Source organism: Streptacidiphilus sp. PAMC 29251, assembly GCF_054208735.2.
Map to the genome: position 1 here is coordinate 5,778,235 of NZ_CM135725.2, position 23,940 is coordinate 5,802,174.

General features: G+C 71.5%; 27 protein-coding genes and 4 pseudogenes. 18 read left to right on the forward strand and 13 right to left on the reverse strand.

Annotation, left to right across the window (positions count from 1 at the left end; all coding sequences use genetic code 11):
• Nucleotides 1-171: 171 nt before the first annotated feature.
• Nucleotides 172-663 (forward strand): molybdopterin-dependent oxidoreductase, encoded by a 492-nt coding sequence (locus tag ACXKR8_RS27375; protein ID WP_458267240.1) that lies wholly within the window; start codon nt 172-174, stop codon nt 661-663.
• Here ACXKR8_RS27375 and ACXKR8_RS27380 read toward each other — a convergent pair.
• A complete protein-coding gene (locus ACXKR8_RS27380) occupies nt 654-1,823 on the reverse strand; it encodes an FAD-dependent oxidoreductase (RefSeq protein WP_458267241.1) in 1,170 nt (389 codons plus the stop codon). The genes ACXKR8_RS27375 and ACXKR8_RS27380 overlap by 10 nt on opposite strands.
• 123 nt (nt 1,824-1,946) lie before the next feature.
• Here ACXKR8_RS27380 and ACXKR8_RS27385 point away from each other — a divergent pair.
• Nucleotides 1,947-2,535, forward strand: a pseudogene (locus ACXKR8_RS27385) (TetR/AcrR family transcriptional regulator).
• Nucleotides 2,536-2,611: 76 nt separating this feature from the next.
• Here ACXKR8_RS27385 and ACXKR8_RS27390 read toward each other — a convergent pair.
• Both ACXKR8_RS27390 and ACXKR8_RS27395 read right to left on the reverse strand, forming a co-directional pair.
• Entirely contained in the window at nt 2,612-4,477 is a 1,866-nt protein-coding gene (locus ACXKR8_RS27390; protein ID WP_458267243.1) for a discoidin domain-containing protein, read from the reverse strand.
• A gap of 175 nt (nt 4,478-4,652) precedes the next feature.
• On the reverse strand, nt 4,653-4,964 hold the full coding sequence (locus ACXKR8_RS27395; protein ID WP_462099877.1) for a CGNR zinc finger domain-containing protein: 312 nt from the start codon (nt 4,962-4,964) through the stop codon (nt 4,653-4,655).
• Between the two features lie 509 nt (nt 4,965-5,473).
• Between ACXKR8_RS27395 and ACXKR8_RS27400 the strand changes: the two genes are divergently transcribed.
• The 5 genes from ACXKR8_RS27400 (at nt 5,474) to ACXKR8_RS27420 (ending at nt 8,753) form a co-directional block, all read left to right on the forward strand.
• Entirely contained in the window at nt 5,474-6,025 is a 552-nt protein-coding gene (locus tag ACXKR8_RS27400) for a carboxymuconolactone decarboxylase family protein (protein ID WP_458267245.1), read from the forward strand.
• A gap of 147 nt (nt 6,026-6,172) precedes the next feature.
• Entirely contained in the window at nt 6,173-6,601 is a 429-nt protein-coding gene (locus ACXKR8_RS27405) for a GlcG/HbpS family heme-binding protein (RefSeq protein WP_458267246.1), read from the forward strand.
• A 74-nt stretch (nt 6,602-6,675) separates the two neighbouring features.
• Nucleotides 6,676-7,158 carry a helix-turn-helix domain-containing protein gene (locus ACXKR8_RS27410; RefSeq protein WP_462099878.1) on the forward strand — a complete coding sequence of 161 codons (483 nt, stop codon included), beginning with the start codon at nt 6,676-6,678 and terminating at the stop codon, nt 7,156-7,158.
• Nucleotides 7,053-7,595, forward strand: a complete 543-nt coding sequence (locus ACXKR8_RS27415; protein WP_462099879.1) for an MmyB family transcriptional regulator — start codon at nt 7,053-7,055, stop codon at nt 7,593-7,595. Before ACXKR8_RS27410 ends, ACXKR8_RS27415 begins: the two co-directional genes overlap by 106 nt.
• A gap of 45 nt (nt 7,596-7,640) precedes the next feature.
• On the forward strand, nt 7,641-8,753 hold the full coding sequence (locus tag ACXKR8_RS27420) for a glycerol dehydrogenase (RefSeq protein ID WP_458267248.1): 1,113 nt from the start codon (nt 7,641-7,643) through the stop codon (nt 8,751-8,753).
• Nucleotides 8,754-8,777: 24 nt separating this feature from the next.
• Here ACXKR8_RS27420 and ACXKR8_RS27425 read toward each other — a convergent pair.
• Nucleotides 8,778-9,664: pseudogene (locus ACXKR8_RS27425) on the reverse strand (LysR family transcriptional regulator).
• A gap of 94 nt (nt 9,665-9,758) precedes the next feature.
• On the opposite strand from ACXKR8_RS27425, the gene ACXKR8_RS27430 reads away from it, so the two are divergent.
• Nucleotides 9,759-10,109 carry a DoxX family protein gene (locus tag ACXKR8_RS27430; RefSeq protein WP_458267250.1) on the forward strand — a complete coding sequence of 117 codons (351 nt, stop codon included), beginning with the start codon at nt 9,759-9,761 and terminating at the stop codon, nt 10,107-10,109.
• A gap of 16 nt (nt 10,110-10,125) precedes the next feature.
• Here ACXKR8_RS27430 and ACXKR8_RS27435 read toward each other — a convergent pair whose 3' ends face one another.
• Together ACXKR8_RS27435 and ACXKR8_RS27440 are read right to left on the reverse strand one after the other, a co-directional pair.
• Nucleotides 10,126-10,392, reverse strand: coding sequence for a hypothetical protein (locus ACXKR8_RS27435; RefSeq protein ID WP_462099880.1), 267 nt, complete (start codon nt 10,390-10,392; stop codon nt 10,126-10,128).
• Nucleotides 10,367-11,113: a Gfo/Idh/MocA family protein gene (locus ACXKR8_RS27440; RefSeq protein ID WP_462099881.1), complete on the reverse strand. Its 747-nt coding sequence runs from the start codon at nt 11,111-11,113 to the stop codon at nt 10,367-10,369. The genes ACXKR8_RS27435 and ACXKR8_RS27440 overlap by 26 nt, the downstream gene beginning before the upstream one ends.
• A gap of 212 nt (nt 11,114-11,325) precedes the next feature.
• On the opposite strand from ACXKR8_RS27440, the gene ACXKR8_RS27445 reads away from it, so the two are divergent.
• From ACXKR8_RS27445 to ACXKR8_RS27455, 3 genes are all read left to right on the forward strand, one after another.
• Nucleotides 11,326-12,573, forward strand: a complete 1,248-nt coding sequence (locus ACXKR8_RS27445) for a CynX/NimT family MFS transporter (RefSeq protein ID WP_458267252.1) — start codon at nt 11,326-11,328, stop codon at nt 12,571-12,573.
• A gap of 83 nt (nt 12,574-12,656) precedes the next feature.
• Complete coding sequence (locus tag ACXKR8_RS27450; RefSeq protein WP_462099882.1) at nt 12,657-13,058, forward strand: hypothetical protein; 402 nt, start codon at nt 12,657-12,659, stop codon at nt 13,056-13,058.
• Nucleotides 13,059-13,116: 58 nt separating this feature from the next.
• On the forward strand, nt 13,117-13,371 hold the full coding sequence (locus ACXKR8_RS27455; protein ID WP_458267253.1) for a hypothetical protein: 255 nt from the start codon (nt 13,117-13,119) through the stop codon (nt 13,369-13,371).
• Between the two features lie 74 nt (nt 13,372-13,445).
• Here the strand turns inward: ACXKR8_RS27455 and ACXKR8_RS27460 are convergent, their stop codons facing one another.
• Complete coding sequence (locus ACXKR8_RS27460) at nt 13,446-14,939, reverse strand: dienelactone hydrolase family protein (RefSeq protein WP_458267254.1); 1,494 nt, start codon at nt 14,937-14,939, stop codon at nt 13,446-13,448.
• Nucleotides 14,940-15,010: 71 nt separating this feature from the next.
• On the opposite strand from ACXKR8_RS27460, the gene ACXKR8_RS27465 reads away from it, so the two are divergent.
• Entirely contained in the window at nt 15,011-16,057 is a 1,047-nt protein-coding gene (locus tag ACXKR8_RS27465; RefSeq protein WP_458267255.1) for a helix-turn-helix domain-containing protein, read from the forward strand.
• Nucleotides 16,058-16,095: 38 nt separating this feature from the next.
• Here ACXKR8_RS27465 and ACXKR8_RS27470 read toward each other — a convergent pair whose 3' ends face one another.
• On the reverse strand, nt 16,096-16,308 hold the full coding sequence (locus tag ACXKR8_RS27470) for a hypothetical protein (protein WP_458267256.1): 213 nt from the start codon (nt 16,306-16,308) through the stop codon (nt 16,096-16,098).
• A 520-nt stretch (nt 16,309-16,828) separates the two neighbouring features.
• Here ACXKR8_RS27470 and ACXKR8_RS27475 point away from each other — a divergent pair.
• A pseudogene (locus ACXKR8_RS27475) lies at nt 16,829-17,224 on the forward strand (DNA-binding protein NsdB); the annotation flags it as partial.
• A 281-nt stretch (nt 17,225-17,505) separates the two neighbouring features.
• Nucleotides 17,506-17,592 (forward strand): annotated as a pseudogene (locus ACXKR8_RS27480) (DNA-binding response regulator); the annotation flags it as partial.
• Nucleotides 17,593-17,662: 70 nt separating this feature from the next.
• Here ACXKR8_RS27480 and ACXKR8_RS27485 read toward each other — a convergent pair.
• The gene (locus tag ACXKR8_RS27485) at nt 17,663-18,544 is read right to left on the reverse strand and encodes a MerR family transcriptional regulator (RefSeq protein ID WP_458267257.1); all 882 of its coding nucleotides are present in this window, start codon (nt 18,542-18,544) and stop codon (nt 17,663-17,665) included.
• A gap of 121 nt (nt 18,545-18,665) precedes the next feature.
• On the opposite strand from ACXKR8_RS27485, the gene ACXKR8_RS27490 reads away from it, so the two are divergent.
• On the forward strand, nt 18,666-19,085 hold the full coding sequence (locus tag ACXKR8_RS27490) for a hypothetical protein (RefSeq protein ID WP_458267258.1): 420 nt from the start codon (nt 18,666-18,668) through the stop codon (nt 19,083-19,085).
• A 45-nt stretch (nt 19,086-19,130) separates the two neighbouring features.
• On the opposite strand, the gene ACXKR8_RS27495 is transcribed toward ACXKR8_RS27490, so the two are convergent.
• On the reverse strand, nt 19,131-19,988 hold the full coding sequence (locus ACXKR8_RS27495) for a patatin-like phospholipase family protein (RefSeq protein ID WP_458267259.1): 858 nt from the start codon (nt 19,986-19,988) through the stop codon (nt 19,131-19,133).
• Nucleotides 19,989-20,072: 84 nt separating this feature from the next.
• On the opposite strand from ACXKR8_RS27495, the gene ACXKR8_RS27500 reads away from it, so the two are divergent.
• Nucleotides 20,073-20,633, forward strand: a complete 561-nt coding sequence (locus ACXKR8_RS27500) for a TetR family transcriptional regulator (RefSeq protein WP_458267260.1) — start codon at nt 20,073-20,075, stop codon at nt 20,631-20,633.
• 65 nt (nt 20,634-20,698) lie between these two features.
• Here ACXKR8_RS27500 and ACXKR8_RS27505 read toward each other — a convergent pair whose 3' ends face one another.
• Nucleotides 20,699-20,884 carry a helix-turn-helix transcriptional regulator gene (locus tag ACXKR8_RS27505; RefSeq protein ID WP_458267261.1) on the reverse strand — a complete coding sequence of 62 codons (186 nt, stop codon included), beginning with the start codon at nt 20,882-20,884 and terminating at the stop codon, nt 20,699-20,701.
• On the opposite strand from ACXKR8_RS27505, the gene ACXKR8_RS27510 reads away from it, so the two are divergent.
• Nucleotides 20,874-21,752 carry an alpha/beta hydrolase gene (locus tag ACXKR8_RS27510; protein ID WP_462099883.1) on the forward strand — a complete coding sequence of 293 codons (879 nt, stop codon included), beginning with the start codon at nt 20,874-20,876 and terminating at the stop codon, nt 21,750-21,752. The two genes, ACXKR8_RS27505 and ACXKR8_RS27510, sit on opposite strands and share 11 nt — an antisense overlap.
• Nucleotides 21,753-21,930: 178 nt before the next feature.
• Complete coding sequence (locus tag ACXKR8_RS27515) at nt 21,931-22,347, forward strand: hypothetical protein (protein WP_462099884.1); 417 nt, start codon at nt 21,931-21,933, stop codon at nt 22,345-22,347.
• Between the two features lie 138 nt (nt 22,348-22,485).
• On the opposite strand, the gene ACXKR8_RS27520 is transcribed toward ACXKR8_RS27515, so the two are convergent.
• Entirely contained in the window at nt 22,486-22,914 is a 429-nt protein-coding gene (locus ACXKR8_RS27520; RefSeq protein ID WP_458267263.1) for a nucleoside deaminase, read from the reverse strand.
• The gene (locus tag ACXKR8_RS27525; RefSeq protein WP_458267264.1) at nt 22,911-23,870 is read right to left on the reverse strand and encodes an LLM class flavin-dependent oxidoreductase; all 960 of its coding nucleotides are present in this window, start codon (nt 23,868-23,870) and stop codon (nt 22,911-22,913) included. The genes ACXKR8_RS27520 and ACXKR8_RS27525 overlap by 4 nt, the downstream gene beginning before the upstream one ends.
• Nucleotides 23,871-23,940 lie beyond the last annotated feature (70 nt).

Here is a 23,940-nt window from a genome sequence, read left to right on the forward strand (position 1 = left end):
TCGGGCTCTGCCCTGCCTCGCCGACGGGCCACGGCAGCTGCCAGCTGTCGGCCGTTCGTCCCCTGGTAGCTGCGGCGCGCGACCGACCTTCCACCTCGCAGCTGCGATTCGTCCGACCCGGCGCCGGGTATCCCCACCCCAGTCGTACGGCACCACCTCGGAAGGGGTCCGATGAGCCGATCCACCCCGGCAGTCCTCCTGCACGGCCACCTCGACCGGCCCGCCGAACTGACCGTGGAACAGCTGCGCGGTCTGCCCGCCCACCGCGCGGAGGTCAGCTTCGACTGCCGCAGTAACGGACCCCAGCGGCACAGTTTCGAGGGGCCGAAGCTCTGGGACGTGCTGGGCACGGCCGGACCGCGGCTGGAGTCGGCCACCCGCAAGGCCAGGCTGGGCCACCTGCTCACGGTCACCGGCGCGGACGGCCACTTCGTGGTGCTGTCCTGGGCCGAGATCGACCCCGAGTTCAGCGGGCTGCAGATCTTGCTGGCCACCAGCATCGACGGCCGTCCGCTGGACGCGGCCGGACCCCAGCTCGTGGTCCCCGGCGACACCTGCGGCGCCCGCTACATCAGCGGGATCACCGCCGTCTGGGTCGGCCCCCTGCACGCCTGGGCTTCGGTGTCGGCGGGGTCTGGCAGCGCCAAGGCCGGTCAGCGGTAGTCGAGCTCGGCGAGTTCGGTGGCGAGCCGGGTGGTCAGCCCCGGGACGTGCCCGAGCACCGGCAGCGCCAGATCGCGGACGCCGCGGACGACCGCGCTGCGGCTGGTGACCATCCGGGTCATCCGGTCGGTGAGGGCGACCACCCGCTGGGCCACCGGACGGCGCCGCTCCTCGTAGCCGTCCAACCGTCCCTCGGCGAAGGCGCGGCCGAGGGCGTAGCCGTCCTGGATGCCGGTGTTCATGCCCTGGCCGCCGGCCGGGCTGTGCACATGCGCGGCGTCGCCGGCCAGCAGCAGCCGTCCGCTCCGGTAGTGGTCGGCCACCCGGTGGTGCACCCGGAACCTGGACGACCAGGCCAGCGCGGTGACGCTGGCCCGGCCCGGTGCCCGCTGGTCCAGCAGCCGCTGGACGAAGGCGAGTTCGGGGGTCTCGGGTGCGTCGTCCACGGTGGCGACGATGCGGTAGTGGCCGCCGGGCAGCGGGGCGACGACGGTGAGTCCGTTGCCGTTCATGGTCAGTGACACCTCGTCAGCCCCCGGCGCCCAGTCCATCTCGACGTCGGCCAGCACGAAGGACTCGCCGTAGGCGCCCCCGGTGAAGCCGATGCCCGAGGCCTCCCGCACCGCGCTGTGCATGCCGTCGGCGCCGACCGCGTAGCCGGCCCGCAGGGTCTCGCCGGTGCTCATGGTGAGGGTGGCCCCGTCCCCGTCCTGGACCACCGAGGCGACCCGGTACGGGCGGGTGGCCTCGCCGCCCAGCGCCCGCAGCCGGGCCAGCAGCACGCGCTCGGTCTCGTCCTGAGGGACCATCAGCGTGTACGGGTAGGGCGTGGGCAGTCCGTCGAACGGGATGGTGAGCAGCTGCCGGGTGCCGCTGCGGAGGGTGAACCGGGTGAGCGGGAGGCCGCGCTCGATCAGCTGCTCGGCGGTTCCCAGCTCGGCCAGCACCTCCAGGGTGCGGGCGTGCACCACGGCGGCGCGGGAGGTGTTCAGGCCCTCGGCGAGCTGGTCCAGCAGCACGAAGTCGACGCCGGCGGCGGCGAGTGTGATCGCGAGGGCGAGCCCGGTGGGGCCGGCACCGACAATGGCGACCTCGGTCCCGGCAGGCAGTGCGGGGGTGTTCTGGGCAGTGTTCGCAGCTGTTGTCACGGTGGTCTTCACGGTGGTACCCCTTCGCTTCCGGTGCTCGCTCCCTCGTTGCCAACGCTTGTTGGCCAACGCCTGTTGTCAGGATGCCCCGGCCCGCACTGGAAAGTCAACAGTTGGTGGCCTACACTTGTTGGCATGACATGGGGCCATGAGGGAGCCGACCCGGCGAAGCGCTCGGACCGGACCAAGGCGGCGATCCTCAGGGCCGCCCGCACCCGGTTCGCCGACCAGGGCTATGAGCGCACCACCATCCGCGCCGTCGCCGCCGACGCGGAGATCGACCCGTCGATGGTGATGCGCTACTTCGGCAACAAGGAGCAGCTCTTCGACGCCGCGCTGAGCATCGACCTGCGGCTGCCCGACCTCACCGCGGCGCCCGCCGCAGCAGCGGGCGGCACTGATGGTGCGTCATTTCCTGGACCGCTGGGAGAGCGACCCGGCCGACGACGCGCTGCTGGTGCTGCTCCGTTCGGCGGTCACCAATGAACGGGCCGCCGAGCGGATGCGGGAGATCTTCGCGGCCCAGGTGGCTCCGGCGATGGCGGCCGCCCTCGGCCCGGAGGTCGCCGCACGCCGGGCCGGGCTGGTCAGCGCCCAGCTCCTGGGCCTGGCGCTGACCCGCTATCTGCTGCGGCTGCCGGCCGTCACCGCGCTGAGCCGGCAGGAGATCGAGGACGCCCTCGGGCCCGCGATCCGGTCGGTGCTGGAGCAGCCCGGAGAGTAGGAGCACGACGGACGACGTCGGCCCCGACTGCGATGGGGGTGCAGTCGGGGCCGCGGTCGATCGGACGGGGGAGCGGTCAGCTGCCGTAGACCTGGAACTCCCAGAGCGAGTAGCCGTACTGGGTGGCCCGGGCGGTGCCGTTCATCCGGATGTAGCGCCCGGTGCCGGTCACCGGCAGGGTCTGGTTGCCGCCGGTGCCGGTGGTGGTGGAGTAGACCGTGGTCCAGGTGGTGCCGTTGGCCGAGGTCTGGATCTGGAACCCGGTGGCGTAGGCGGCCTCCCAGTTGAGCACCACCTGGCTGATGGTGTGGCTGGCGCCGAGGTCCACCTCCAGCCACTGCGGGTCGGAGAAGCTGCTGGACCAGCGGGTGCCGGCGTTGCCGTCGACCGCGTTGGGCGCGGTGAAGCTGCCGTTCTCCACCGAGGAGGCGGTCGCCGTCTTCCCCTGCGACAGCAGGGTCGTCGGGCCGCCGGTGGGTCCGCCGCCACCGGCGGACGGGGTGCCGTAGAGGGCCAGTTCATACAGCGAGTCGCCGTACTGCGAGGCTCTGCTGGTGGCGTTCACCCTGAGGTAGCGCCCGGCGCCGGACAGGGTGAGGTCCTGGATGTCGGTCGGGCTGTTGTTGTTGGTGGCGATGGTGGTCCAGGTGGCGCCGTCGTTGGAGGTCTGTATCTGGTAGGCCGCCGCGGAGGCGGCTTCCCAGGTCAGCGTCGCGTGGGTGAGGTTGTAGGACTGGCCGAGGTCGACCTGGACCCACTGCGGGTCGCTGAAGCCGCTCGACCAGCGGGTGGTGATGTTGCCGTCGGTGGCGTTGGACGCCGGGAAGGTGGCGCTCTCCACGGACGAGGCGGTGGTGGGCTTGCCGAGGGCGATGTCGGTGCCGGACGCGGCGGCCGGGGGCTTGTTGTAGACGGCCACGTAGTCGACGTTCAGCTGGCCGCCGGAGACGGTGGCGGCGTTGGGGCCGCCGCCGAACGCGGCCGGGAAGGCGCCGCCGATGGCCAGGTCGAAGATGATGTAGAAGGAGTGGTCGACCGCATTGGCCCAGGTGGCGGCGTCCACCTGGTTGGAGCTGACGGTGAAGTAGTTGGCGCCGTCGAGGTAGTAGCGGATCTGCTCGGGCGAGGTGGACCGGTCCACCTCCACCGCGTAGGTGTGGTAACCGGTCTGGCAGCCGGTGCAGGCGCGTTCGCCGCTGCCGATGCCGGTGGACTCGTTGCAGGGGCCGCCGGGGCTGACGCCGCAGTGCAGCGTGCCGAACAGCGAACTGCGGCCGTTGATGTCCTCCATGGTGTCGATCTCGCCGGAGCCCGGCCACGGGACGCCGATCCGCAGCGGCGAGCCCAGCATCCAGAAGGCCGGCCAGTATCCGGCGCCGTTGGCGGTGGTGACGTTGGGCTGCTGGATGGAGGCCTGCATCCGCACCACGCCGCCGGGTTGGGCGCCGAAGCCGTCGGCCTGGGTCTCCACCCGGCCCGAGGTCCAGCCGGCGTTCGGGTCGGTGCCCGAGTGCAGCGCCTTGAGCACCAAGTGGCCGCTGCCGTCCTGGTAGACGTTGGCGGTGCTGTTGGTCGTGGTCTCGATCTCGCCGGTGCCGAAGTTGGCGCCCGCGCCGTCGTCGTAGCGCCAGGTGTCGGTGTTCAGGGCGGTGTTGGCGGCGCCGCTGAAGTCGTCGCTCCAGGTGGTGCTGAACCCGGCCGGCGCGGCCGGCACGGTGGCCGGCTGGACCGCGGCCGGCTGGACCGCGGCCGGTGCGGCCGCCGCGGCGACGCCGGCCCGGACGGCGGTCGACTGGGCGGAGGCGGGGGAGCCGGCCAGGGTCACCGCGGCGATCGCGGTGACGGCCAACAGGCCTACGGCGAAGCGCCGTTGGGGACGGCGTTGGGGTCGGCTACGGGGTTGGCGCAGCCCTAACTGCCGGGGCTTGGCTCGGAACGACATGGGTACTCCTTGCGGTGGGTGGGCAGCCCGGCCCACCGCTTCTGCCTAGGAAGCGGTGTAGTGACGGGGGGCCGTGAGAGCGCTCTCAGGAGAATCCGCCCCCAGTCGGAGCACTGTCAAGAGAACGGACCTGTTCCGGAACCGCAGGGCCTGTTCCGGAACCGCCGGTGCGCCGTCAGGCCGTTGAGCTGCGGTGGCGCTGGTAGTGGCGGGCGGCGCGGGCGCGGTTGCCGCAGGCCGGGGAGCACCACTCGCGCCGGGGGTGGTCCTTGAGGAAGTACAGGACGCAGCCGGGGGCCAGGCAGGCCCGCAGCTGCAGTCGGTCGCTCTGGCTGAACAGGCCGATCGCCTCTTCGGCGATGGCCGAGACCGTGGCGGCGGCGGCCTGGCCGTCGGTGCGGATGAGGCGTGCGGGCGCCTCGCCGGGAGTCCAGGCCAGGGCCGACCAGCGCGGTACCGCCCCGGCGGCCTGGTTGACCGCGTCCACGGCGGCGGACAGCTCCCTGGTCGCCGAGGCCGCCGCGGGCCGAGGGTCGCCGGTGGCCTCGGCGGCCAGCCGCCGCAGGGCGTCCCGCAGCGCGAGCAGCCGCTGGGCGAGGTGGTCGATCTCGGTGGCGGACAGGGCGTCCAGGCCGAGGGCGGGGCCGGGGCCAGGGGTGAGACCCGGGTCAGGGGTGAGACCGGAGCCAGGGACGAGGCGGGGGGCGGGGTCGAGGCCGGGGTCGAGGCGGGGGCGATGGCGCGCAGCCAGGCCGAGGTGCCGGCGATGTCGCGCAGGGCGTCGTGGACGCCGTCACGGTCGGCCCAGATCGTGTTCATCAGCTCCACCGGCAGCGGTTCGCCCAGCAGCGGCGCGCGTGTCTCCATGCCCCGAGCCTACCGTACTTCTAATGGTTGCCACGGCCTCTTTCCGTTGACAGTCCGCTGCGGTCGTGGCATGGTCCTAATGGTTGCAATTGCATCCAGACGTTAGAACTGAGAGGGAGTGCGGTACCCATGGACGCGTTCACCCCGATCGACCCCGCCACCGCGACCGGCCGGGCCGCCGAACTGCTGGCCGACGTGCAGAAGACCCTGGGGCTCACCCCGAACATGACCAAGGTGATGGCCAACAGCCCGGCCCTGCTCCAGGGGTACCTGGCGCTGTCCGGAGCCCTGGCCGGCGGCGTGCTGCCCGCCGGTGTCCGGGAGCGGCTGGCCATCGCCACCGCCGAGTACAACGGCTGCGGCTACTGCCTGTCCGCGCACACCTACATCGGCGGCCACCTCGCCAAGGTCGACGCCCTGGAGCTGGAGCAGGCCCGCGACGCCAAGGCGTCCGACCCGCACACCGCCGCGCTGCTGGCGCTGTCCGACGCCATCGCCCGCGGCCGCGGCACGGTCGCCGACGCCGACCTAAGGGCGGCCCGCGAGGCCGGGGTCACCGACGCGGAGATCGGCGAGGTGGTCGGCCACCTCGCGCTGAACGTGCTGACCAACTACTTCAACATCCTGGCCGAGGTCGACAACGACTGGCCCGTGGTCACCCCGCGCACCCAGTCCGCGTGACTGGTAGCGCCGGACCCAGGATCGGGCTTCCCCGGGAAGAGGGAGGCCTGGTTCTTTCCCCGGCGGCTCGGCAGTCTGGGATCCGTACCGCGCCGGTGCGATCCGCACCGGTGTGACCACCCGTCAAGACCCGAGGACGATGCCGACATGACTTCCCTGACCCAGGCGACGACGGCCGAGGCCGTGTTGGCCGGAATCGCCAAGGCGACCGAGATCAACGTCCGGATGAACATCGCCGTCGTGGACGCGGGCGGGCACCTCGTGCAGTTCTCGCGGATGGACGGCGCCTGGCTCGGTTCGATCGACATCGCCCTCAAGAAGGCCAGGACCGCCTCGCTGTTCCGCCTGCCCACCGCGGTGATCGGCCAGATCTCGCAGCCCGGCGGCCCGGTCTACGGCATCGAGCACAGCAACGGCGGCCTGGTCACCTTCGGCGGCGGCCTGCCGATCAGCGACGGTGACGGGGGCATCCTCGGCGCGGTGGGCGTCTCTGGCGGCTCGGTGCAGGAGGACACCGCGGTCGCCGAGGCCGTGGTGCAGGCGGTCGCCGAAGCCGCGGCGGGCCGGTCGGCCTGAGTACGTCCGGGCCGTCCGGCCCGAGCCCCGGCCCGGTGGCCGCCGCCGCTGGTACGCGTCGCATACTCGGCAGCATGGACGCGAAGGTGGAGATCCAGCTGACTCTCAGTGAGTTTCTCAAGGCGAAACGGGCGGCCACACCGCCCGAGGCGGTCGGCCTGCCCTCCGGGGCCCGTCCGCGCCGGGTGCCGGGGCTGCGGCGCGAGGAGTTGGCGCAGCTGGCCGGGGTCAGCGTCGACTACTACATCCGGCTTGAGCAGGGACGGATGGCGAACGCGTCCGGCTCGGTGCTGGCCGCCCTCGCGGACGCCCTGCGGCTGAGCGACGACGAGCGTGCCTACCTCTTCTCCATGGGCGGTTCCCCCGTCCGAGGTCCAGCAGGGTCGTCGCCGGATCCATCACCGCGCAGACCCGGCACCTGCTCGACAGCCTGGTCGAGTCGCCCGCGATCGTGCTGGGCAGGCGCCTGGACGTACTGGCCTGGAACGACCTCGGCGCAGCCCTCTTCCTGGACTTCTCGACCCTCGCTCCCGAGCGGCGCAACTTTGCCCGCCTGATCTTCCTGGAGCCCAGGATCCGCAGTCTCTATGTCGACTGGGAGCAGATCGCCAGCGGCTTCGTCGCCAAGCTGCGGATGGATGCCACCCGCTACCCGGACGATCCCCAACTGGCCGCTCTGGTGGGGGAACTCGCGGTGCGCGACCTCGACTTCAGGCGCTGGTGGGCGCGGCACGAGGTGCAGGCGATCACGTCGGGGAGCAAGCGGATCACCCACCCGATCGCCGGTCCGCTGACGCTCGACTGGCAGGCGCTGCAGGTGGCCTCCCACCCGGACCAGACGATCATCGTCCACAGCACGCCCGCCGACTCGCCGAGCCGTGCGGCCTTCCAGTTCCTCACCGCATGGGCCGACAGCAGACCGAAGGTCGCGGTCGCCGACGCCCACGCCGTCCCAGCCCCAGCTCCGGCCCCGGCCCCGGTGAATGAGAGTTGAGGCTGCGGGGTGTGTTCCGGCGACGATCCGCGGAAGACTGCCGACATGCTCAACGTCTTCTCCTCACCCGGGCACTACGTCCAGGGTCGGGACGCCACCGCGTCCCTGGGCCCGGAGTTGGTCCGGCTCGGGCTCGCCGCCCCGGTCCTGGTGGTGGCCTCCCCGAGCGCGGAGCGCCTGCTCGCCGCGACCTGGCGGCGGACGTTCGCGTCGGCCGGCCTCGACTACGCCGTCCATGCCTTCGGCGGTGAGTGCAGCCGCGCCGAGATCGCCCGGATCGCCGGGGCCGCGACCGCGAACCGCAGCGCCGTCATCGTCGGCGCCGGCGGCGGCAAGGCCCTGGACGCGGCCCGGGCCGCGGCGGACGACCTCGGCCTGCCGATGGTGAGCTGTCCGACCGCGGCCTCCAACGACGCCCCGTGCAGCGCCCTCTCCGTCGTCTACACCGAGGAGGGCGGGTTCGAGGCCTACCAGTTCGTCCGGCGGAACCCGGCGCTGGTGCTGGTGGACAGCAGCGTCGTGGTCCAGGCCCCGGCCCGGCTGTTCTCGGCCGGCATGGGCGACGCCCTGGCCACCTGGTTCGAGGCCAGGACCTGTGTGGCGGGCCGGGTCCGCACCATGCGTGGCGGCGCGTCCACGCTGGCGGCCGCGGCGCTGGCGGAGCTCTGCCACCGGACGCTGCTGGCCGACGGCCCGGACGCGTTGGCGGCGGTCCGGCAGCAGGTGGTGACCCCTGCGGTGGAGCGCCTGATCGAGGCGAACACCCTGCTCTCCGGCCTCGGCTTCGAGTCCTCAGGCCTGGCCGCCGCCCACGCCGTGCACAACGGCCTGACCGCGGTCCCCGAGACGCACCCCTACCTGCACGGCGAGAAGGTCGCCTTCGGCGTCCTCACCCAACTCGTCCTGGAGGGCGCGCCGAGCAGCGAGACCAGCTCCGTCCTCGCCTTCTGCACGGCCGTCGGGCTGCCGGTGACCCTCGCCGGTCTCGGCCTGCCCGACGCCAAGCGCGACACGGTCGAGCAGATCGCGGCCCGGGCCACGGCCGAGGGCGAGACGATCCACAACGAGCCGTTCGCCGTGGACGTCGAGACGGTGTCCGACGCCCTGGTCGCGGCAGACGCCCTGGGCCGGGCCTGGCAGACGGCCGGGACGGGCTGACGGTCCCGCCCGTCGTCGTCCGCGTCAGGTCAGCTCCAGGCAGCAGCGGACGAAGTCCTGGACCACGGGTCGGTGTCGTCGGCCGGGGCCCAGGCGACGCCGACCTCGCTGGGGCTGATGCCGCTGACCGGCCGGTAGCCGATGCCGGGGCGGGCGTAGAAGCGGGCGGCGGATTCGGGGGCCAGGGCGATCCCGTAGCCGTTGGCGATCGCGCTGAGCCAGTCGTCGGGGTGCTCGGTGACGGCGCCGATCCGGACCGGGTGTCCCTCGCGCTCGTCGGCGGCCAGCCAGTAGTCCCGCCACCAGCCCGATTCGGCCGGGGCCGCCACGAACGGCTCGTCCCACAGCTCGTGGAAGGGGATCAGCTCGCGGCCGGCCAGCGGGTGCGCGCTGGGCAGGGCGACCCAGCGGGGCTCGGTGAACAGCGGTTCCACCCGCAGGGAGTCCTGGCCGGGGAAGGGCAGCCGCAGCAGCGCGGCGTCGACGTCCCCGTCGGCCAGCCCGGCGGTCGGGTTGGACCACGCGGCCTGCCGCATCTCCACCCGCCAGCCCGGCTGCCGGCGGCCGAACTCAGCGATGATCAGCTCGGTGGCCTCATTGGCGGCGCTGGCCAGGAAACCGACCCGCAGCACCCGTGCGGCCAGCCCGGCCGCGCTTCTGGTCTCGCGCAGCGCCCGGTCCCACGCGGCCAGCAGCGCCGGCACCCGCTCCGCCAGGGCCCGGCCCGGCTCGGTGAGGGCCATGCCGAGCCGGGAGCGGGTGAACAACCGCAGGTCAAGAAGGGTTTCCAGCTGCTTGATCTGCTTGGTCAGCGCTGGCTGGGAGACGAACAGCCGCTCCGCGGCACGGGTGAGGTTCCCCTCCTCCGCGACGGCGAGGAAGTAGCGCAACAGTCGGGTGTCGACATCCATGCCATCAGGTTATGAGTACAGGTATTGGACGTGCGGCAGGGGACTGTCGAGGCTTGGGGCAATCAGCAGGCCAGTGTTCTTGGAGGGTATCCGCATGTTCCTTGCCTATCTCGTGGTCACCGTCGTCACGATCGCGGCGAATGCGGGGATCGCCGTCGTCGACCTCTCCGGAGCGGCGTTCGTCCTTGCCAACTCGGACGAAGTGAGTGTGCCGCGGTCGTGGATCCCGTGGCTTGCCTCGCTGAAACTCGCCGGAGCCGTCGGGCTGCTGCTGGGGCTGGTGGGCGTCCGGTCCATCGGCATCGCCGCCGCGATCGGTCTGGTCCTGTTCTTCATCGGCGCCGTCGCCACCCACCTGCGCACCCGGGTGCTCCACAACATCGCCTTTCCCGGAGGCTACCTCGCCCTGGCTGTCGCCTCCCTGCTCCTCCTCGCGGCCCGATGATTGAAGTGACGCAGCGTCACATAGCTTCGTGGGAAAGGTGGAATCGCTCGATGACGTGCTGCACCCGCAGTCCGGCGGCGAAGTCCGCCAGGGTCGACCGCCGGCCCCGGATCGCCCCGGCGAACTCGCCCAGCCGGGTCTCCTCGCTGCCACGCGGCCCGGCGGGTTCGGTCCGGTGCCAGCCCTGGGCGTCGCCGATCCACAGGTCGGCCCAGTCGGTGATCCGGTAGGAGCGGCGGGAGCCGTAGAGGGTCCACTCATAGGTCTCGGGCCCGGCCGCCACCTGCCCGGAGAGCCCGTACCGGGGTGGTGCCGGCGGTCAGCAGTCCGACTGCCCCGATCTCGCTCCGCGGGCCGTAGGCGACCTGCGTGTGCACCGGTTCCAGCGGTCCGAGCAGGCGGTCGGTGAGGAACACGAAGTGCGAGGCGACCTCGCGCAGGAAGCCGCCCTGTTCCCGTCCGGCCAGCCAGTCGGCCTCCTGCTGGAAGGGCCGCGGCCACTGCGGGAACAGCAGCCGCAGCTCCACGCCGACCACCTCCCCCGCCTCGCCGGCGCGGACCGCACGGGCGACCTCCAGGGCGGCGGCGCGGTCCGACAACGCGAAGTTCAGGGCGTTCACCGTGCCGGTGGCTTCGGCGACGGCGACCATCTCGGCGCCGTCAGCCGGGTCCACGGCCAGCGGCTTCTCGCAGAAGACCGCCCGGCCCGCCTTCATCGCCTCGACGGCGTAGCGGGCGTGGGTGTTCGGCGGCGCGGCGACATAGACCGCGTCGATCCCGGCCCGGCCCAGAACCTCGGCCGGATCGCGCGAGAGCGCGAGGTCGCCGTGCACGGAACGGACCCGGTCCAGGGCCCGTTCGCTGGGGTCGGCGGCGAGCACCACCTCGAACTCCGGGTGCCGTTGTGCGACGTCGAGCATCTCAGCGCCCATCGCGCCCAGCCCGATGATGCCCAGCCGGATCCGTCCCTGCTGCCGGATCAGTCCCTGCTGCGTGTCCCCCATCAGTGACCTTCCTTGACCGGCCGCGGTGGCGGCGGCAGTTCCTTGATCGACAGCGAATGGGGGACACCCTACTCGGGGTCTTTGGACCTGCCCCGGTGGAGTCGGTCTCCTCTGCCGAGGGGGCGGCAGAAACGATGGACTGGATAAATCACCCGATGACCTGCTGACCCGCTGACCTGCTGACCCGCTGAAAGGCCGAGCCCATGACTACGGTGCGTACGGACCATGAGGTCGGGGCGGTCGGGGCGGTCGGGGCGGTCGGGGCCGCGGGGGCGGTCGGGCCGACCGGCCGCAGGGCCGTCTACGTGGCCATGGGCATCGTGCTGCTGGCGCTGAACCTGCGGCCGGCGCTGGTGGCGGTGTCCCCGCTGGTGGACACGATCCGCCAGGACACCGGGATGTCGGCCGCGGGGGTCAGTCTGCTGACGGCGATCCCGCTGGTGTGCTTCGGCCTGCTGGCGCCCGTCGCCCCGCGTCTCGGGCGCCGGTTCGGCACCGAGCGGTGCCTGCTTGCGGTGATGGTGGCGATCGTGACCGGCACCGCGCTGCGGCTGCTGGACTCCACCGCCGCCCTGTTCGCGGGAACCGTGGTGATCGGGGCGGGGATCGCGGTGGCGAATGTGCTGCTGCCCGGGTTGATCAAGCGTGACTTCCCCACCCGGGCCCGGCTGATGACCGCGCTGTACACCATGGCGCTGTTCGGCGGAGTTGCTCTGTCGGCGGGGGTGACCGTGCCGCTGCGGCGGGCCACCGGTCTGGGCTGGCAGGCCACCATCGCCTGCTGGGGAGTCCTGGTGGTGGTGGCGATCGTGGTCTGGCTGCCGCAGCTGCGCTTCCGCGCCGACCACCGGGCGACGGCGGGTGGCGCGGGGCCGGTGGTTCGCGGGCTGTGGCGGGACAAGGTCGCCTGGGGCGTCACCGGGTTCATGGGCCTGCAGTCGCTGACCTACTACGCGGCCGCGGCCTGGCTGCCCACCATCCTGGAGGAGTCCGGGATGACCGCGGGCACCGCCGGGTGGATGCTGTCCTTCTCCAGCCTGCTGGCCGTCGCCGGCGCCTTCACCGCCCCGATCCTGATCGGCAGGCGACTGCGGGCCGGCACCCTGGCCACCGTCGCCGCCCTGCTCTGCGCGATCGGCTTCACCGGGATCCTCACCGCGCCGGTCGCGGGCGCCTACCTGTGGATGCTGCTGCTCGGGCTGGGACAGGGGGCGGCGATGAGCCTGGCGCTGCTGTTCATCGTCCAGCGCTCTCCCGACATCCAGCACGCTGCCAAGCTCTCCGGAATGGCGCAGTGCTTCGGCTACGTCCTGGCGGCCACCGGTCCCACCGCCCTGGGCGCGCTCCATGACGGCCTCGGCAGCTGGACCGTGCCCTTCCTGCTGCTGACCGCCCTGCTGGTCCCGCAGGCGGTCCTCGGCGTCATCGCCGCGCGACCGCGCCACGTCACCGGGCACTGACCCGGCGCCCGACGCCGCGCGGCACCCGGATTTCTGCGATGCTCCGTCCTATCGCCCACCAAGACCGGAGTGGCTCTCGGAAAATGAAGCTGACCTGGGCCGACGACATGTACGACATGGCCGTGGATTCGCTGCGGGAGCACCATCTGGTGCGGGACTCCCTGGTCGAAGCGGCATACGCGGTCGACCGGCTCCCGGATTCCGACTACGTCGCCCGATTCGGCCGCACCAAGGCGGAACTGCAGCAGTACATCGACGAGTGGGGGGAGTTCCGGCCGTCCCGGAGGCTCCCGGTCCAGGATCTGGAGCTGGTCAGGGCCTGCTTTCTGGAGACCCTGGACTTCTTCTCGGACGCCGGGTACGAGATGCGCACAGGCTGGGTGAAGGAGGAGGCCGCGCAGGTCCTCTCCGCCTTTCTGAAGGACCGGAAGCACATCACCATCACCCGCCAGTGGGCCCAGGTGCCACCAGTGGGGCTCCCGTGACTGAAGCCACCGTACTGATCGGCACACGCGAAAGCCTGCGGAGGTCATCATCGAGGCCGTGGGACTGCGCCCGCACCTCCCCGGCCCGGTCGCGTTCCTGGAGTTGGACGATTACCGGCATTCCGGGTTCGCCGCTGTGGACGGCACCGTCGTCGACTCCTCCCTCACGGACTTCGACGGCAGCCAGGCGCGGACGCCGAAGGCGGACTGGGCCTTCAACCGTGTGCTCCGTCGCCTGGGCGTGCAGGCGGGGGACGGCACCGACGAGTGCACCGCGTTGGGCCTGACCCAGTACCTGGCGGGCCTGGCCTGACCACTGCCGCCCCAAATCCCGGCTGCTCAGGGCCTCAGGGCCTCAGGGCCTCATTACCTCAGCCCCTCAGACCCTCAGCACCTCAGGTGCGCGAGCACCGTCCGCATCGCCTGGGTCACCGCCGCGCGCGACTCGTCCGTCGGGTTCGCGGTCTCGAAGCCGTGCACGCCGTTCGGCACGTCGATGATCTCGACCGGGGCCTTGGTCTCCTCCGCCGCGCGTACGAACTCCTCGACCGTGGCCGCGATCTGCGGCGTCTCCAGACCCGCCCGGGTGAGCACGACGGGCGGCAGCCCCCCGCCGCCGGCCCGCAGCGCGTCACTCGGGCGGAACCGGGGGCCGACCGCGCCCCACCCCGGAAGCGGTTGCAAGACCGGGTAGTTGAGGGCCGCGCAACGCAGCCACCCGGGCCGGGCGGCGATCCAGTCCGCGGCCAGCAGCCCGCCACCGGAGAAGAACCACAGGGCGATCCGGTCGGGGTCAACCCGGGGGTCGGCCCGCAACTGGTCAACGGCCTCGGCCACGTCGTCCGCGGCCTGCGGATACTCGGTGATGCCGTACAGGCGGTGCTCCACCACGGCGCCCACCACGCCCAGGCTCGCCGCGTAGCGGCCGTAGCCGAGGAAGAACGGCCAGTCGCGCGGCGCCGGGACGAGGTCGGGCGGGAGCGGCCCGCCGTGTACGAACAGCACCGCGGGCCAGGGGCCCGGTGCCGCTCCCGGCTCGGGCAGGTGCAGATCCAGCCGCCCGTTCCGCTCCTTCGGCTGCCCCGGAACGGTGACGTCGAGTACGAAGGGTCGGGTGAACGGCGATTCGCCGCCCTCGGGCGTGGTCAGCCTCCGCCCCTCACCCGCCGCCGCGCTGAGCAGCACCTCGGCCAGTTCGTCCGGCCGGGAGAGCATCGGCCAGTGACCGGTGGCCAGGTCGAAGAATCCCACCCGCGGATCGGCCAGCTTCCGGAACTGCGGCGGACCGGTCCGTACCAGTGCCTCGACGGTGTCCACGGTCATCCCGCCCGCTGTGCAGAGGATTCCACTGGTCGGCACGGCCGCCGCCGCGCCGGTCAGTCGCAGCGGCTGCGTCAGCGTCCCGGACGGCTGCGGTTGGGCCAGCCGGCTCAGCAGCTCCAACTGCTGCGCCGACAGCCCTTCGGTACTGCCCCACCGCTGCCACTCGCCCGGCCCCGGGGGAAGGACCGACTCGCAATAGCCCGCCCCGTCGGGTAGTTGATGCACCGTCGGATCCGACACCAGCGCCAGCGCCCGGTCGCCGTGCTGCGGCAGTCCGGCGTCCAGGTACACGATCCGGGCCACCCGCTCCGCACGGCGGTCCGCCGCGCCCAGCACCGGATGGATGGCGTAGTCGTGGCCGACCAGCACCACCGGGGCCGGGTCGAGGGAGTCGATCAGCCGGACCAGGTCCTCGATCTGCGTCTCCAGATCGGCCTCGGGCTGCCTGCTCAGCGTGACGGGATGGGCTTCGGCGCCCAGGTGCCGCAGCCGGTCGGCCACCTCGCTCCAGATCCGCCCGTCGGTGAACGGGCCGGAGGCCAGGATGAACACGGACATCAGCAGCTCCAAGGGGGTGGGGTAGGCCGTCGCGGGTAACCTAGAACCTCCCCCAGAGGGAGGTTCAACCCTTGACCCCGGACCGCACCCCCACGGACGAGACCCCTCCAGACGGCGCCCCCACGGACGAGACCCTCGCGGACCACACGCTCGCGGACGACACCCTCAGCATCGGCGAGCTTGCCGCGCAGGCCAGGACCACGGTCAAGACGGTCCGCTTCTACTCCGACCAGGGCCTGCTGCCCGAAGCCGGACGGAGCAGCGGCGGCCACCGCCGATACGACCCCGAGGCGCCGGCCCGGCTGCGGACGATCCGATCGCTGCGCTCCCTCGACGTCCCGGTCCCCGAGATCGGGCGGGTGCTCGACCGCAGGGACACCCTGGAGTCTGTGGTGGCCCGTCGGCTGGACGACCTCGGCACCCAACTCACGGCCCTGCGCTGGCGCGAGGCCGCCCTGCGGGCACTCCAGGAGGGTCCGCAGGAGCAGTTGGCGGAACACCTGGAGCTGATCGGAGCGGTCAGCTTCCCGCCCAGCACGTCCGCGCTCGCGCACTACTGGCGCCGACTGCTGCCGGTCCGCCTCTCCGCCCGCCTCCGCTCCGCGGTCACCGAGGCGGCCGTCCCCCAACTCCCGGCCGACCCCACCCCGGACCAGGTCCTCGCCTTCGCCCGGCTGCACGCGCTGGCCACGCACGCCACCGACCACTGCCTCGTCTCTCACCGGCCGATCACCGCCGAGCACCCCGACCTGCTCTACGACGGCCTGCACGAGGCCTACCAGCTACTGGCCGCCACCCTGTCCACCGACCAGGCCCCGGGCCCGACCTCCAGCCCCAGCCCTGGCCCCAGCCCCCGTTCGGCGTCGGGCCCCCGCCCCGCGCCGGGCCCCGCCCTCGACGAGGCCCTGGACTGCTACGTCGCCGCCCACGCCCGCGCCTCCGGCACCCGCGACAGCCCCGCCTTCCGCCGCGCCCTCACCGCCGGCCTCGCCGCGGCGGACCACCCGGTGATGTCCCAGTACTGGCAACTGGCAGCAGAGCTGACCCCCGACCTCACCCTCGGTGTAGCAGAAACCCACCTCCGCGAGGCACTGACCGCCGCCACAGCCTCGAACTGAACCCCGCATCGCCGCGGCGCGAGGCCTCTCTTCCGAGGTCATGCGTCCGGATTCTGTGGCTGCTCGGCAGACGCGTGCTCAGTGGTGATGCGCTCCGGCCTTGAACGCTCCTCCGGTCTGATCCGTCGACGCAGGGCGGCCTGCACCGCATGGGCGGCCCACAGCGTCAGTGAGGCGCCCACCGTCGCGAGGTATCCGCCGAGCACGTCCTGGCTCAGTAGATCGATTGCCCTTTGGGCGAGTTGAGACATGGGTTCAAGGTCCTGGCCGCCTGCGCCGGGGATACAGGCGCGGACGTTTGGTGATAGGCGTGCGCTGTCGTCTGTCGAACTGGGATGCTTACGCACAGCTGTGAATGGCTGCGAACAGCTGAATACGACGGGACGGCAACGTCGGACGACGGATGAGCGGGAGCGCACTGTGGGACGAGTGGGCCGGCTGCGGATCCCAGATCTTGAACCAGGCCCAGTCCTGCGGCTCAAGCAGGCGCTGCACAACCTGCACTTGAGGGCCGGGGCTCCGTCGGTTGGAGAGATGGTGCAGGAGACGGGCAAGGAGTACTCACGATCCGTCGTGCACGCCCTGTTCGCTGACGAGGCCGCGCCGAGACGCGACCCGATGATGATCGTGGCGGCGGCGCTGTTACGCCGGGTGCGGAACGCGGACCTGGATCAAGAGATGGATCACCTTCACGCGCTCTGGCAGGAGGCGTGGAGCAGTGACTCCGCCGTCTCCGAACTTTCCGGCGCGTCGGTTTCCGTCTGCTCGACGATCGAACCTGCTCCAGTTGCCCCGGGTCGACGTCCCCTCAACACTCGATTGTCTGAACTGTTCGACCTCAGCGGTTGGACCAAAGGCGAGTTGGGTCGACTCGTGAGCCGACGGGCGACCGTGATGGGCCATGCCCCGATCGGCGTTGACACGGCGAGAGTCCGACGGTGGATGGAACGCGGTGAGATCCCGCGACCTCCGATTCCGATGGTGCTGTCGGCGTTGTTCACCGAGAGGCTCGGACGGGTGGTGACGATAGAGGACCTCGGTTTCCCGCTGTTCGTGGGCGGACGAAAGCCGAATGCCGAGCTCAGCCCACTCCGGTGGCCCACTGAGTCCACAGAGGTGCTCCTGACCGAGTTCACTGGTAGGGACCTCGCCTTGAACCGGGCCGGCCCAGCAGTAGACCGCCATGGTGTCGTGATCTTCGAATCCCGTTCGGCCTCCCCGGTGGCGACGCTCGCCGACCTTGATGGCTCTGGGATAGCAGGCCTGACGTGCGCGCTCTGCGGCAACCGCCCCGTCGGACCGCTTCTGTCGCCAGAGCCGGCCCGGGGTGGCGTATGCCGTCCCTGCGCTCGGGACGTGGCGCGCCTGCTGCAAGTTGACGGCTGACAGCGATCGGCTGGCAGGGGCACATGCTGCGAGCAGTTCGTTGGGCGTCCCGGGCGAGTAGGGCACGCCGGGCCGGCGCGGACGGGTTCCTGCTGAAGCGCTCCCGCCCGGCCGAGATCGCGCAGGCGGTATGCCTGGTGGCGGCGGGGCTTCCTTGAACCGGGCTTCGTCGACCCGGGCCAGTGACCGTCCGGCTGGGCGACCGTCTGGGCAGGCCGGTCACCGATCCGGCCCCGATGCCGCTTCAGCGCCCGCGGCGGTGCGGAAGACCGGCCAGCCGATCTCGGTGCGCCACTGCGAGGCGTCCGCGGTCTCCGACCGGCCCACCAGGTAGTACTCGCGGATGGGGCCGTCGACCGCGAGTGCGTGCCGGGCCACATGGGCGCCGAGTGCGCCGTAGGCGCGATCCACCTCGGCGGGAGGTCCTGCGTGTGTGATGACCGCCAACTCGACAGCCGGGACTGTCAACGGGACCACCCGTCCCACCGGCCGCACCGAGCCGGAACAGGGAACGAAGATGGTCGCCCGCCCGCGGTGGTGGGTGAACAGCTCGTCGGCGAAGATGCCGCCCGCAGGCCCTTCGACCTGCAGTTCCTGCGCCGCCAGCGTCGCCCGGAGCTCGCCCAGCGCTCCCTGGAGCCAGGACACCGAGTCCTCGGCATCGACGACCTCGGCGATCGCGGCTGCGGGGAACGCCGGCACACTGCGTACCTCGATGCCGGCGGAGGCGTCGGGTGAATCCAGCGAGTCGGGTGCGCCGGGTGCCAGGAGGTCGCGCAACGAGGCGACAGCGCGCTGTCTGCGTCCGACTTCGTCCTCCAGGCGGCTCAGGTGCGAGGTGATCCGCTCGCTGCGGGTACGCAGGTCCGGCGCGGCCAGCACCGCCCTGATCTCCTCGAGCGGCATGTCGAGATCCCGGAAGCGACGGATCACCCGGGCGGTGGGGATCTGCTCGGCGGTGTAGTGCCGGTAGCCGGTGTGCGGGTCCACGTCGGCGGGTTCGAGCAGGCCGATCCGGTGGTAGTGGCGCAGCGTTTTGACGGTCATATGCGTGGCGCGGGAGAAGTCTCCGATGGACAGGTGTGCGGTCACGCGCTCCATTCTGCGGTCTCCCCTCGGGGGAGGGTCTTCCCCGGGACACGGCTTGACCCTCCCGTCGTGGCAGTGGCGAGCGTTGTCACCACCGGCCGCAACGGCCGGCCAACGAAGGGGAATGACAGCCATGACGAAGACAGTTCCGGCCGAGGCGCCCGTCCGATCCGTCGAATCGGTCGTCGGCCGCTACCTGGCCGTGTGGAGCGAAGCCGACCCCCTGGCCCGGCGCAGGGCCGTCGCCGAACTCTGGGTGGCCGACGGCACCGAGTTCGTGGAGGGTGCGCGGTTCAAGGGGCACGATGCTCTCAACGCCCGTATCACGGAGGCCTACCAGGAGTTCGTGGAGAGCGGGAAGTACACGGTCGCGACGGCGAACGACGCAGCCGGCCATGACGACGTCATCGTCTTCACCATCCAGCTGATCTCCAAGGGCGGCGACGCCCCCGGGAGCGTGGGCTTCGCCGCCCGGGTCTTCCTCGTCCTCAACGAGGAGGGCCTCATACAAGAGGACTACCAATTGACGGTGCGTCAACTCACCACTGAATAGCTGGAAGTCAATTCGGTACAGGGTGCTCAGGTGGTCGGTCCCATCTCATCGGCGGTCAGCTCGCTTCAGGCGCAGGCGTCCAGCGGGGCGGAGCCCAGCGTCGAGGTCGCCGGCCTGGCGAAGGCCTGCCCGGTAGGCCGGTTCCCAGGCTGCCAGGTCGCCAGGGTCCGAGCCGAACGCGCGCACCGAGGCTGGATCGGGGCCGATGGTTACCACGGTGTCCGCGCCCAGGGCAGCCACCTGCTGGTTGAGTGGCTCGCGGGGAAACAGGTGCGCCATCGGCTCGATCACGACCAGCGTGCGGGCCCCGGCCGCGAGATCGGCGTTGGGGCCGGACCGCAGGGCGCCGTCCATGTACCGTCGGCCGTCGATGGCAACGGGGGGTGCGGCCCCGGGGAAGGCGCTGCTCGCCGCCACCGCGTGCACCAGCGGCACGCCGCTGTCGCGATCCCACACCACGGGCTCACCCGTGGTCGCGTCTACAGCGGTGATCATCAGCCGTCGCTCCGGCCACGCGTCGGCCCCGATCAGGCTGGCACGCCCCGCGAGCAGCGCTTCCTCGGCTCCTGGGCTGATGCTTTCGAGCGCGAGCCGGCCGACGCGACGCCTGGCCTCGCCGGGTTCCAGGCTCCGGTCGCCGAGCACGGCGAACACTTCGCGCATCCGCGCGGGGTCCGCGTTGATCCGATGCGCGGCCGGACGATCCGCACGTGCGAGCCGCCCCGGGTTCTGCCCAGTGGCAAGCAGTGCTCCGACGATCGCGCCGGCCGACGTGCCGACGATCAGGTCGGCCTCGCCCAGATCCACGCCGTCGCGGCGCAACCCGAGGGCCAGCCCGGCCATCCAGGCCGTGCCGTCATGACTCCCGGGACCCAGGACGAGTGCCCGTTCAAAGGTCTGCATGGTGGCCTCCCTCGTTAGTGAAACAGTCGTACCATATACTCGCCGATGCTGTCCCGGTTCCGAGTTGCTGCAAGGGGATCCACCGTGGGGCGACCCGCAGATCCCGCCCGGAGCGAGCGTACGCTGGCACGGGCGACCGACTACGTGCTGGCGCACGGCCTGGCCGGGCTGAGCCTGCGACCACTGGCCGCGGCCCTCGACACCAGCCCGCGGATGCTGCTCTACGACTTCGGCAGCAAACAGCAGTTGGTCGCTGCGGTCCTCGCCGAGGCCCGTCGCCGAGGTGCGGTGCGCCTGGGCGGCCACCTTCCGGCGGACACCGACTCCGTGCAGGAGCGACTACGTGGAATCTGGGCGTGGATCAGCGCGGACGAGCGTGCGCCGTTCGTCCGGCTGTTCTTCGAGGTGCACGCCGACGGCCTGGTCCACCCCGAGAACTACCCCGACCAGGGCCAGGCGATCACGGACTGGTTCGACACACTCGGTGCCACCTTCCGCGACGTCTCCACCGGTCCTGACGACACCGTCACCCCCACGTTGGTCCAGGCTGTCGTCCGGGGTCTGCTGTTCGATCTCACAACCACCGGCGATCGCCGCCGCTCCGATCGTGCGCTGGACCGCTTCGCTGAACTCCTGGAGCAGTGAACGCACGAGAGCCATAGAGGCGCGTCCGGGTTCTGGTTCGGGTTCTGGTTCTGGTTCTGGTTCGGTCAATCGTGAGGGACGTACAGGCGCAGGTCCGCCCGGTGATCACAGAGCGTCTCGGTCTGCTGAAGATCGGAATGTACCGGCTCGGCGCGGAACTGCCCCGGGGTGCAGCCGATCATCTGCCGGAAGGCCAGGTTGAAGTGGGACTGGTCGTGATACCACGGCGGCGATCTGCCGATGGCGGCCATCTCCGCCCTGCCGACCCCGGCCGCCGCCGACACCGTCGGCACTGTCACCTGCCCGAGTGTCGCTCTGGGTACTGTGCCCGCCCTCGGGCTGGACATCCTGAGCGCGACCTGCGGCCCGGCGACGACCTCCGCCGGTACCGCCCCGGGCTGGGCGCTGATGACCGTCACCATGACCTCGACGGCGGTGTTCACCGGGGACACCTCGCTCGCCGGCGCCGCCGCCAACCCGCAGAAGCTGTCGGCCAATATCCTGCTGCCGCCCGGATACACCCCGACCCGGGCGGCCGGCTATGACTCGCTGTATCTGCTCCACGGCGGCGGTGGCACCTACCAGGACTGGGTGCGGCAGAGCGCCACAGCCGTCGACCTGCCCGGAGCGACCTCGGTGCCGTCCAGTTCCACCAAGACCGGCATGCTGGACGTCATCGGCCGTTCGGCCAACCCCTACCAGGGCGTCATCGTCATGCCCGAGGCCGGCATCTCCGGGCTCTACACCGACTGGAAGGGAACCACCGACGGCGGATTCGCGCCCAAGTGGGAGACCTACCACCTGAACGAACTGCTGCCCTGGATCGACGCCCACTTCGACACCGTCAGCAACCGTTCGGCCCGTGCCGTCGCCGGCTTCTCACTGGGCGGCTTCGGCGCACTGAAGTACGCGGCCGACCGACCCGACCTGTTCGGTGCGGTCGGTGCCTTCTCGCCCGGGACGGATCTGACGTCGACGGTGACCCCCACCCCCGGCAACACCCAGGCCCCAGCGGGACGCCGCCGACCAGCACCGAGGTCAGCATCATCGACAACGCGATGTGGCAGTCGGGAGCCGCCATCGGGCCGGTCTTTCCCGCCTACGACCCGTTCTCGCTGACCCCGGAGGCCACCAACGGCAAGTTCCGGGTGAACTACTACAGCAATCCGCTGCAGATCTCCCAGGACCCGGTGGCGCAACTGACGTACCGGCTGAAGACCCTGTTCGACACCGGTACGGTGACCACCAACAACGGGAGCAACTCCGGTACCCCGCCCAGAACTCCTTCGGCGGCACCGTGCCCGCCGCAGGCACCGTCAGCTACGACTGGCCACAGGCGGACCCGGTCGACCTGGCCGCCGCCGGGGGATACGCCGCGTACAGCGGGAGGATGGGCATCTACGCCGGGGGCTGCCGGGACGGGATCACGCCCTCGACCGGCCCGGCCACCCCGGGGTTCGTCTTCGGGGAGAACCAGAGCGCTCCCGACCACGGCAACGGGGAGTGCGGGTACAGCGTCCTCAATGACACGCCGGGAACGGACCTCGCCCTCGGCGCCTACACAGCCCAGTTCGACCAGGACCTCACCAACGCGGGCGTGGCCCACCGGTACTGCTATGGCGACGGGACCCACAACTACACGTCCTGGTTCGGCGACCTGGCCGACTGGTTGAACTATGTCTACGGCGCCACGCAGAACTGCGTGGACGCCTGACCGCTCCCCTTCCCTCCGAGCCAGGGCCAGGGGCCAGGTCCAAGGGACAGGGCCGGGCCTCGGAGCCGGTCGGCTGACGGCATCGCTGGTAGCCGTCAGTCGGCCGGCTTCGAGGGGGAGGGGGAGGGGAGGGGCCGGTCAGCGGTAGTACCCCTCGACCACGGCCCGCACCTCCTCCAGCAGCGCGGGACCCTCCTGCGGCACCGGCGGCTGGCCGCTGCCCGGCCTGATGTCCAGGAGTTGCTCGTTGGACAGGGCGAACACCACCCGCCGCAGCCCCGCCCGCTGGATCACTGCCTCGCACATCCCGCACGGCTGGCAGCTGGTGTACATGGTGGTTTCCGCCGCCGTGGCCGGGTCCAACTCCCGTGCGGCCCAACGCGCCAGCTTCAGTTCCGGGTGCGCGGTGACGTCCCGGTCGGTGAGGGTGGTGTTGTGCGCCTCGGCCAGGACCGTCCCGTCCGGTCCAGCCAGCAGCGACCCGAACGGCGGGTCACCGCCCGCGCGGGCCTTGGCCGCGAGCGCGATGGCCTGCCGGAGGAGGGCGAGGTCGTCGGAGGTGGTCATGACTGCTCCGTTCTGATGCGGGGTGGGTGGCTGGACAGCCGGCGGGCGAGGTCGAGCGATGGGTCGACGGCTGAGACGACGGCTGAGTCGACGGGTCGGTGGGTCGGTGGGTCGACGGACGGCTGGAAGTGCGCGGCCACCGTGGCGAGTGCCTGCCGGCCCGCCTGCGGGTGGCAGGTCTGGCTCGGGTCGCCGTCGTAGTGGTCGAGGACGACGGTCTCGGCGCCCAGCAGCCGCAGTTGGTCCAGGTCGTCCATGATCTGGTCGATCGTGCCCTCCCCGGCCAGCCGCTGCGGTCCGCGGACCGGTGCCGCGGTGAGCTTGAGCGCGATCCGGGGCGCCAGGGCGGGTACCGGGAGGTGCTGCTCGTCTGCGGTGGCCTTCAGCCTGACCGCGGCGTCGCGCAGCCACGGCATGGTGCAGCGCAGCGGGTGCCAGGCGTCGCCGAGCCGTACCGCCCGGCGCAGCCCGGCGTCGCTGTTGCCGCCGATCCACACCGGGATCTTCCGGTCTCCGTAGTCGGCGGTGTCCGCCCAGGCTGTGCGCATGGCACGGAGATGGTCGTCGGTCAGTCGGCCCCGCTGTTCGAACGGGATGCCGAGGGCGGCGAACTCCTGCCGTGCCCAGCCCACCCCCACGCCGAGGACCAGTCGGCCGCCGCTGAGTTGATCCAGGTTGGCCGCCATCCGGGCGGTGAGCAGCGGGTGCCGGTAGGGAGCGATGAGGACCGTGGTGCCGAGCCGGATCCGGGTGGTGAGGCCGGCCAGCCAGGACAGGGTGGTGAAGGGCTCGTAGAAGGGCGCCGGATACTGCTCGGCGACGTCGGGGGTGATGGCGATGTGGTCCGAGACCATCAGCAGGTCGAAGCCCAGGCCCTCGACGGTCTGGGCCCAGCTCCGCAGGACACCCGGGTCGGTGCCGGGGCCGAAATTGAGGACGTTGACTCCGATCTTCACACCGTCGAGCCTAGCCAGGCGGCATGGATCGCCAGAAGGGATTCCGGCCTGTTCAGGGGCGGTTCGGCCG

Excerpts from the sequence above, each read along its gene's own strand:
- ACXKR8_RS27375 (WP_458267240.1), top strand. The coding sequence starts at position 172 with ATGAGCCGATCCACCCCGGCAGTCCTCCTGCACGGCCACCTCGACCGG.
- ACXKR8_RS27390 (WP_458267243.1), bottom strand. The coding sequence starts at position 4,477 with ATGTCGTTCCGAGCCAAGCCCCGGCAGTTAGGGCTGCGCCAACCCCGT.
- ACXKR8_RS27400 (WP_458267245.1), top strand. The coding sequence starts at position 5,474 with ATGGACGCGTTCACCCCGATCGACCCCGCCACCGCGACCGGCCGGGCC.
- ACXKR8_RS27405 (WP_458267246.1), top strand. The coding sequence starts at position 6,173 with ATGACTTCCCTGACCCAGGCGACGACGGCCGAGGCCGTGTTGGCCGGA.
- ACXKR8_RS27410 (WP_462099878.1), top strand. The coding sequence starts at position 6,676 with ATGGACGCGAAGGTGGAGATCCAGCTGACTCTCAGTGAGTTTCTCAAG.
- ACXKR8_RS27420 (WP_458267248.1), top strand. The coding sequence starts at position 7,641 with ATGCTCAACGTCTTCTCCTCACCCGGGCACTACGTCCAGGGTCGGGAC.
- ACXKR8_RS27430 (WP_458267250.1), top strand. The coding sequence starts at position 9,759 with ATGTTCCTTGCCTATCTCGTGGTCACCGTCGTCACGATCGCGGCGAAT.
- ACXKR8_RS27440 (WP_462099881.1), bottom strand. The coding sequence starts at position 11,113 with ATGGGGGACACGCAGCAGGGACTGATCCGGCAGCAGGGACGGATCCGG.
- ACXKR8_RS27450 (WP_462099882.1), top strand. The coding sequence starts at position 12,657 with ATGAAGCTGACCTGGGCCGACGACATGTACGACATGGCCGTGGATTCG.
- ACXKR8_RS27460 (WP_458267254.1), bottom strand. The coding sequence starts at position 14,939 with ATGTCCGTGTTCATCCTGGCCTCCGGCCCGTTCACCGACGGGCGGATC.
- ACXKR8_RS27470 (WP_458267256.1), bottom strand. The coding sequence starts at position 16,308 with ATGTCTCAACTCGCCCAAAGGGCAATCGATCTACTGAGCCAGGACGTG.
- ACXKR8_RS27485 (WP_458267257.1), bottom strand. The coding sequence starts at position 18,544 with ATGGAGCGCGTGACCGCACACCTGTCCATCGGAGACTTCTCCCGCGCC.
- ACXKR8_RS27490 (WP_458267258.1), top strand. The coding sequence starts at position 18,666 with ATGACGAAGACAGTTCCGGCCGAGGCGCCCGTCCGATCCGTCGAATCG.
- ACXKR8_RS27495 (WP_458267259.1), bottom strand. The coding sequence starts at position 19,988 with ATGCAGACCTTTGAACGGGCACTCGTCCTGGGTCCCGGGAGTCATGAC.
- ACXKR8_RS27510 (WP_462099883.1), top strand. The coding sequence starts at position 20,874 with ATGGCGGCCATCTCCGCCCTGCCGACCCCGGCCGCCGCCGACACCGTC.
- ACXKR8_RS27505 (WP_458267261.1), bottom strand. The coding sequence starts at position 20,884 with ATGGCCGCCATCGGCAGATCGCCGCCGTGGTATCACGACCAGTCCCAC.
- ACXKR8_RS27520 (WP_458267263.1), bottom strand. The coding sequence starts at position 22,914 with ATGACCACCTCCGACGACCTCGCCCTCCTCCGGCAGGCCATCGCGCTC.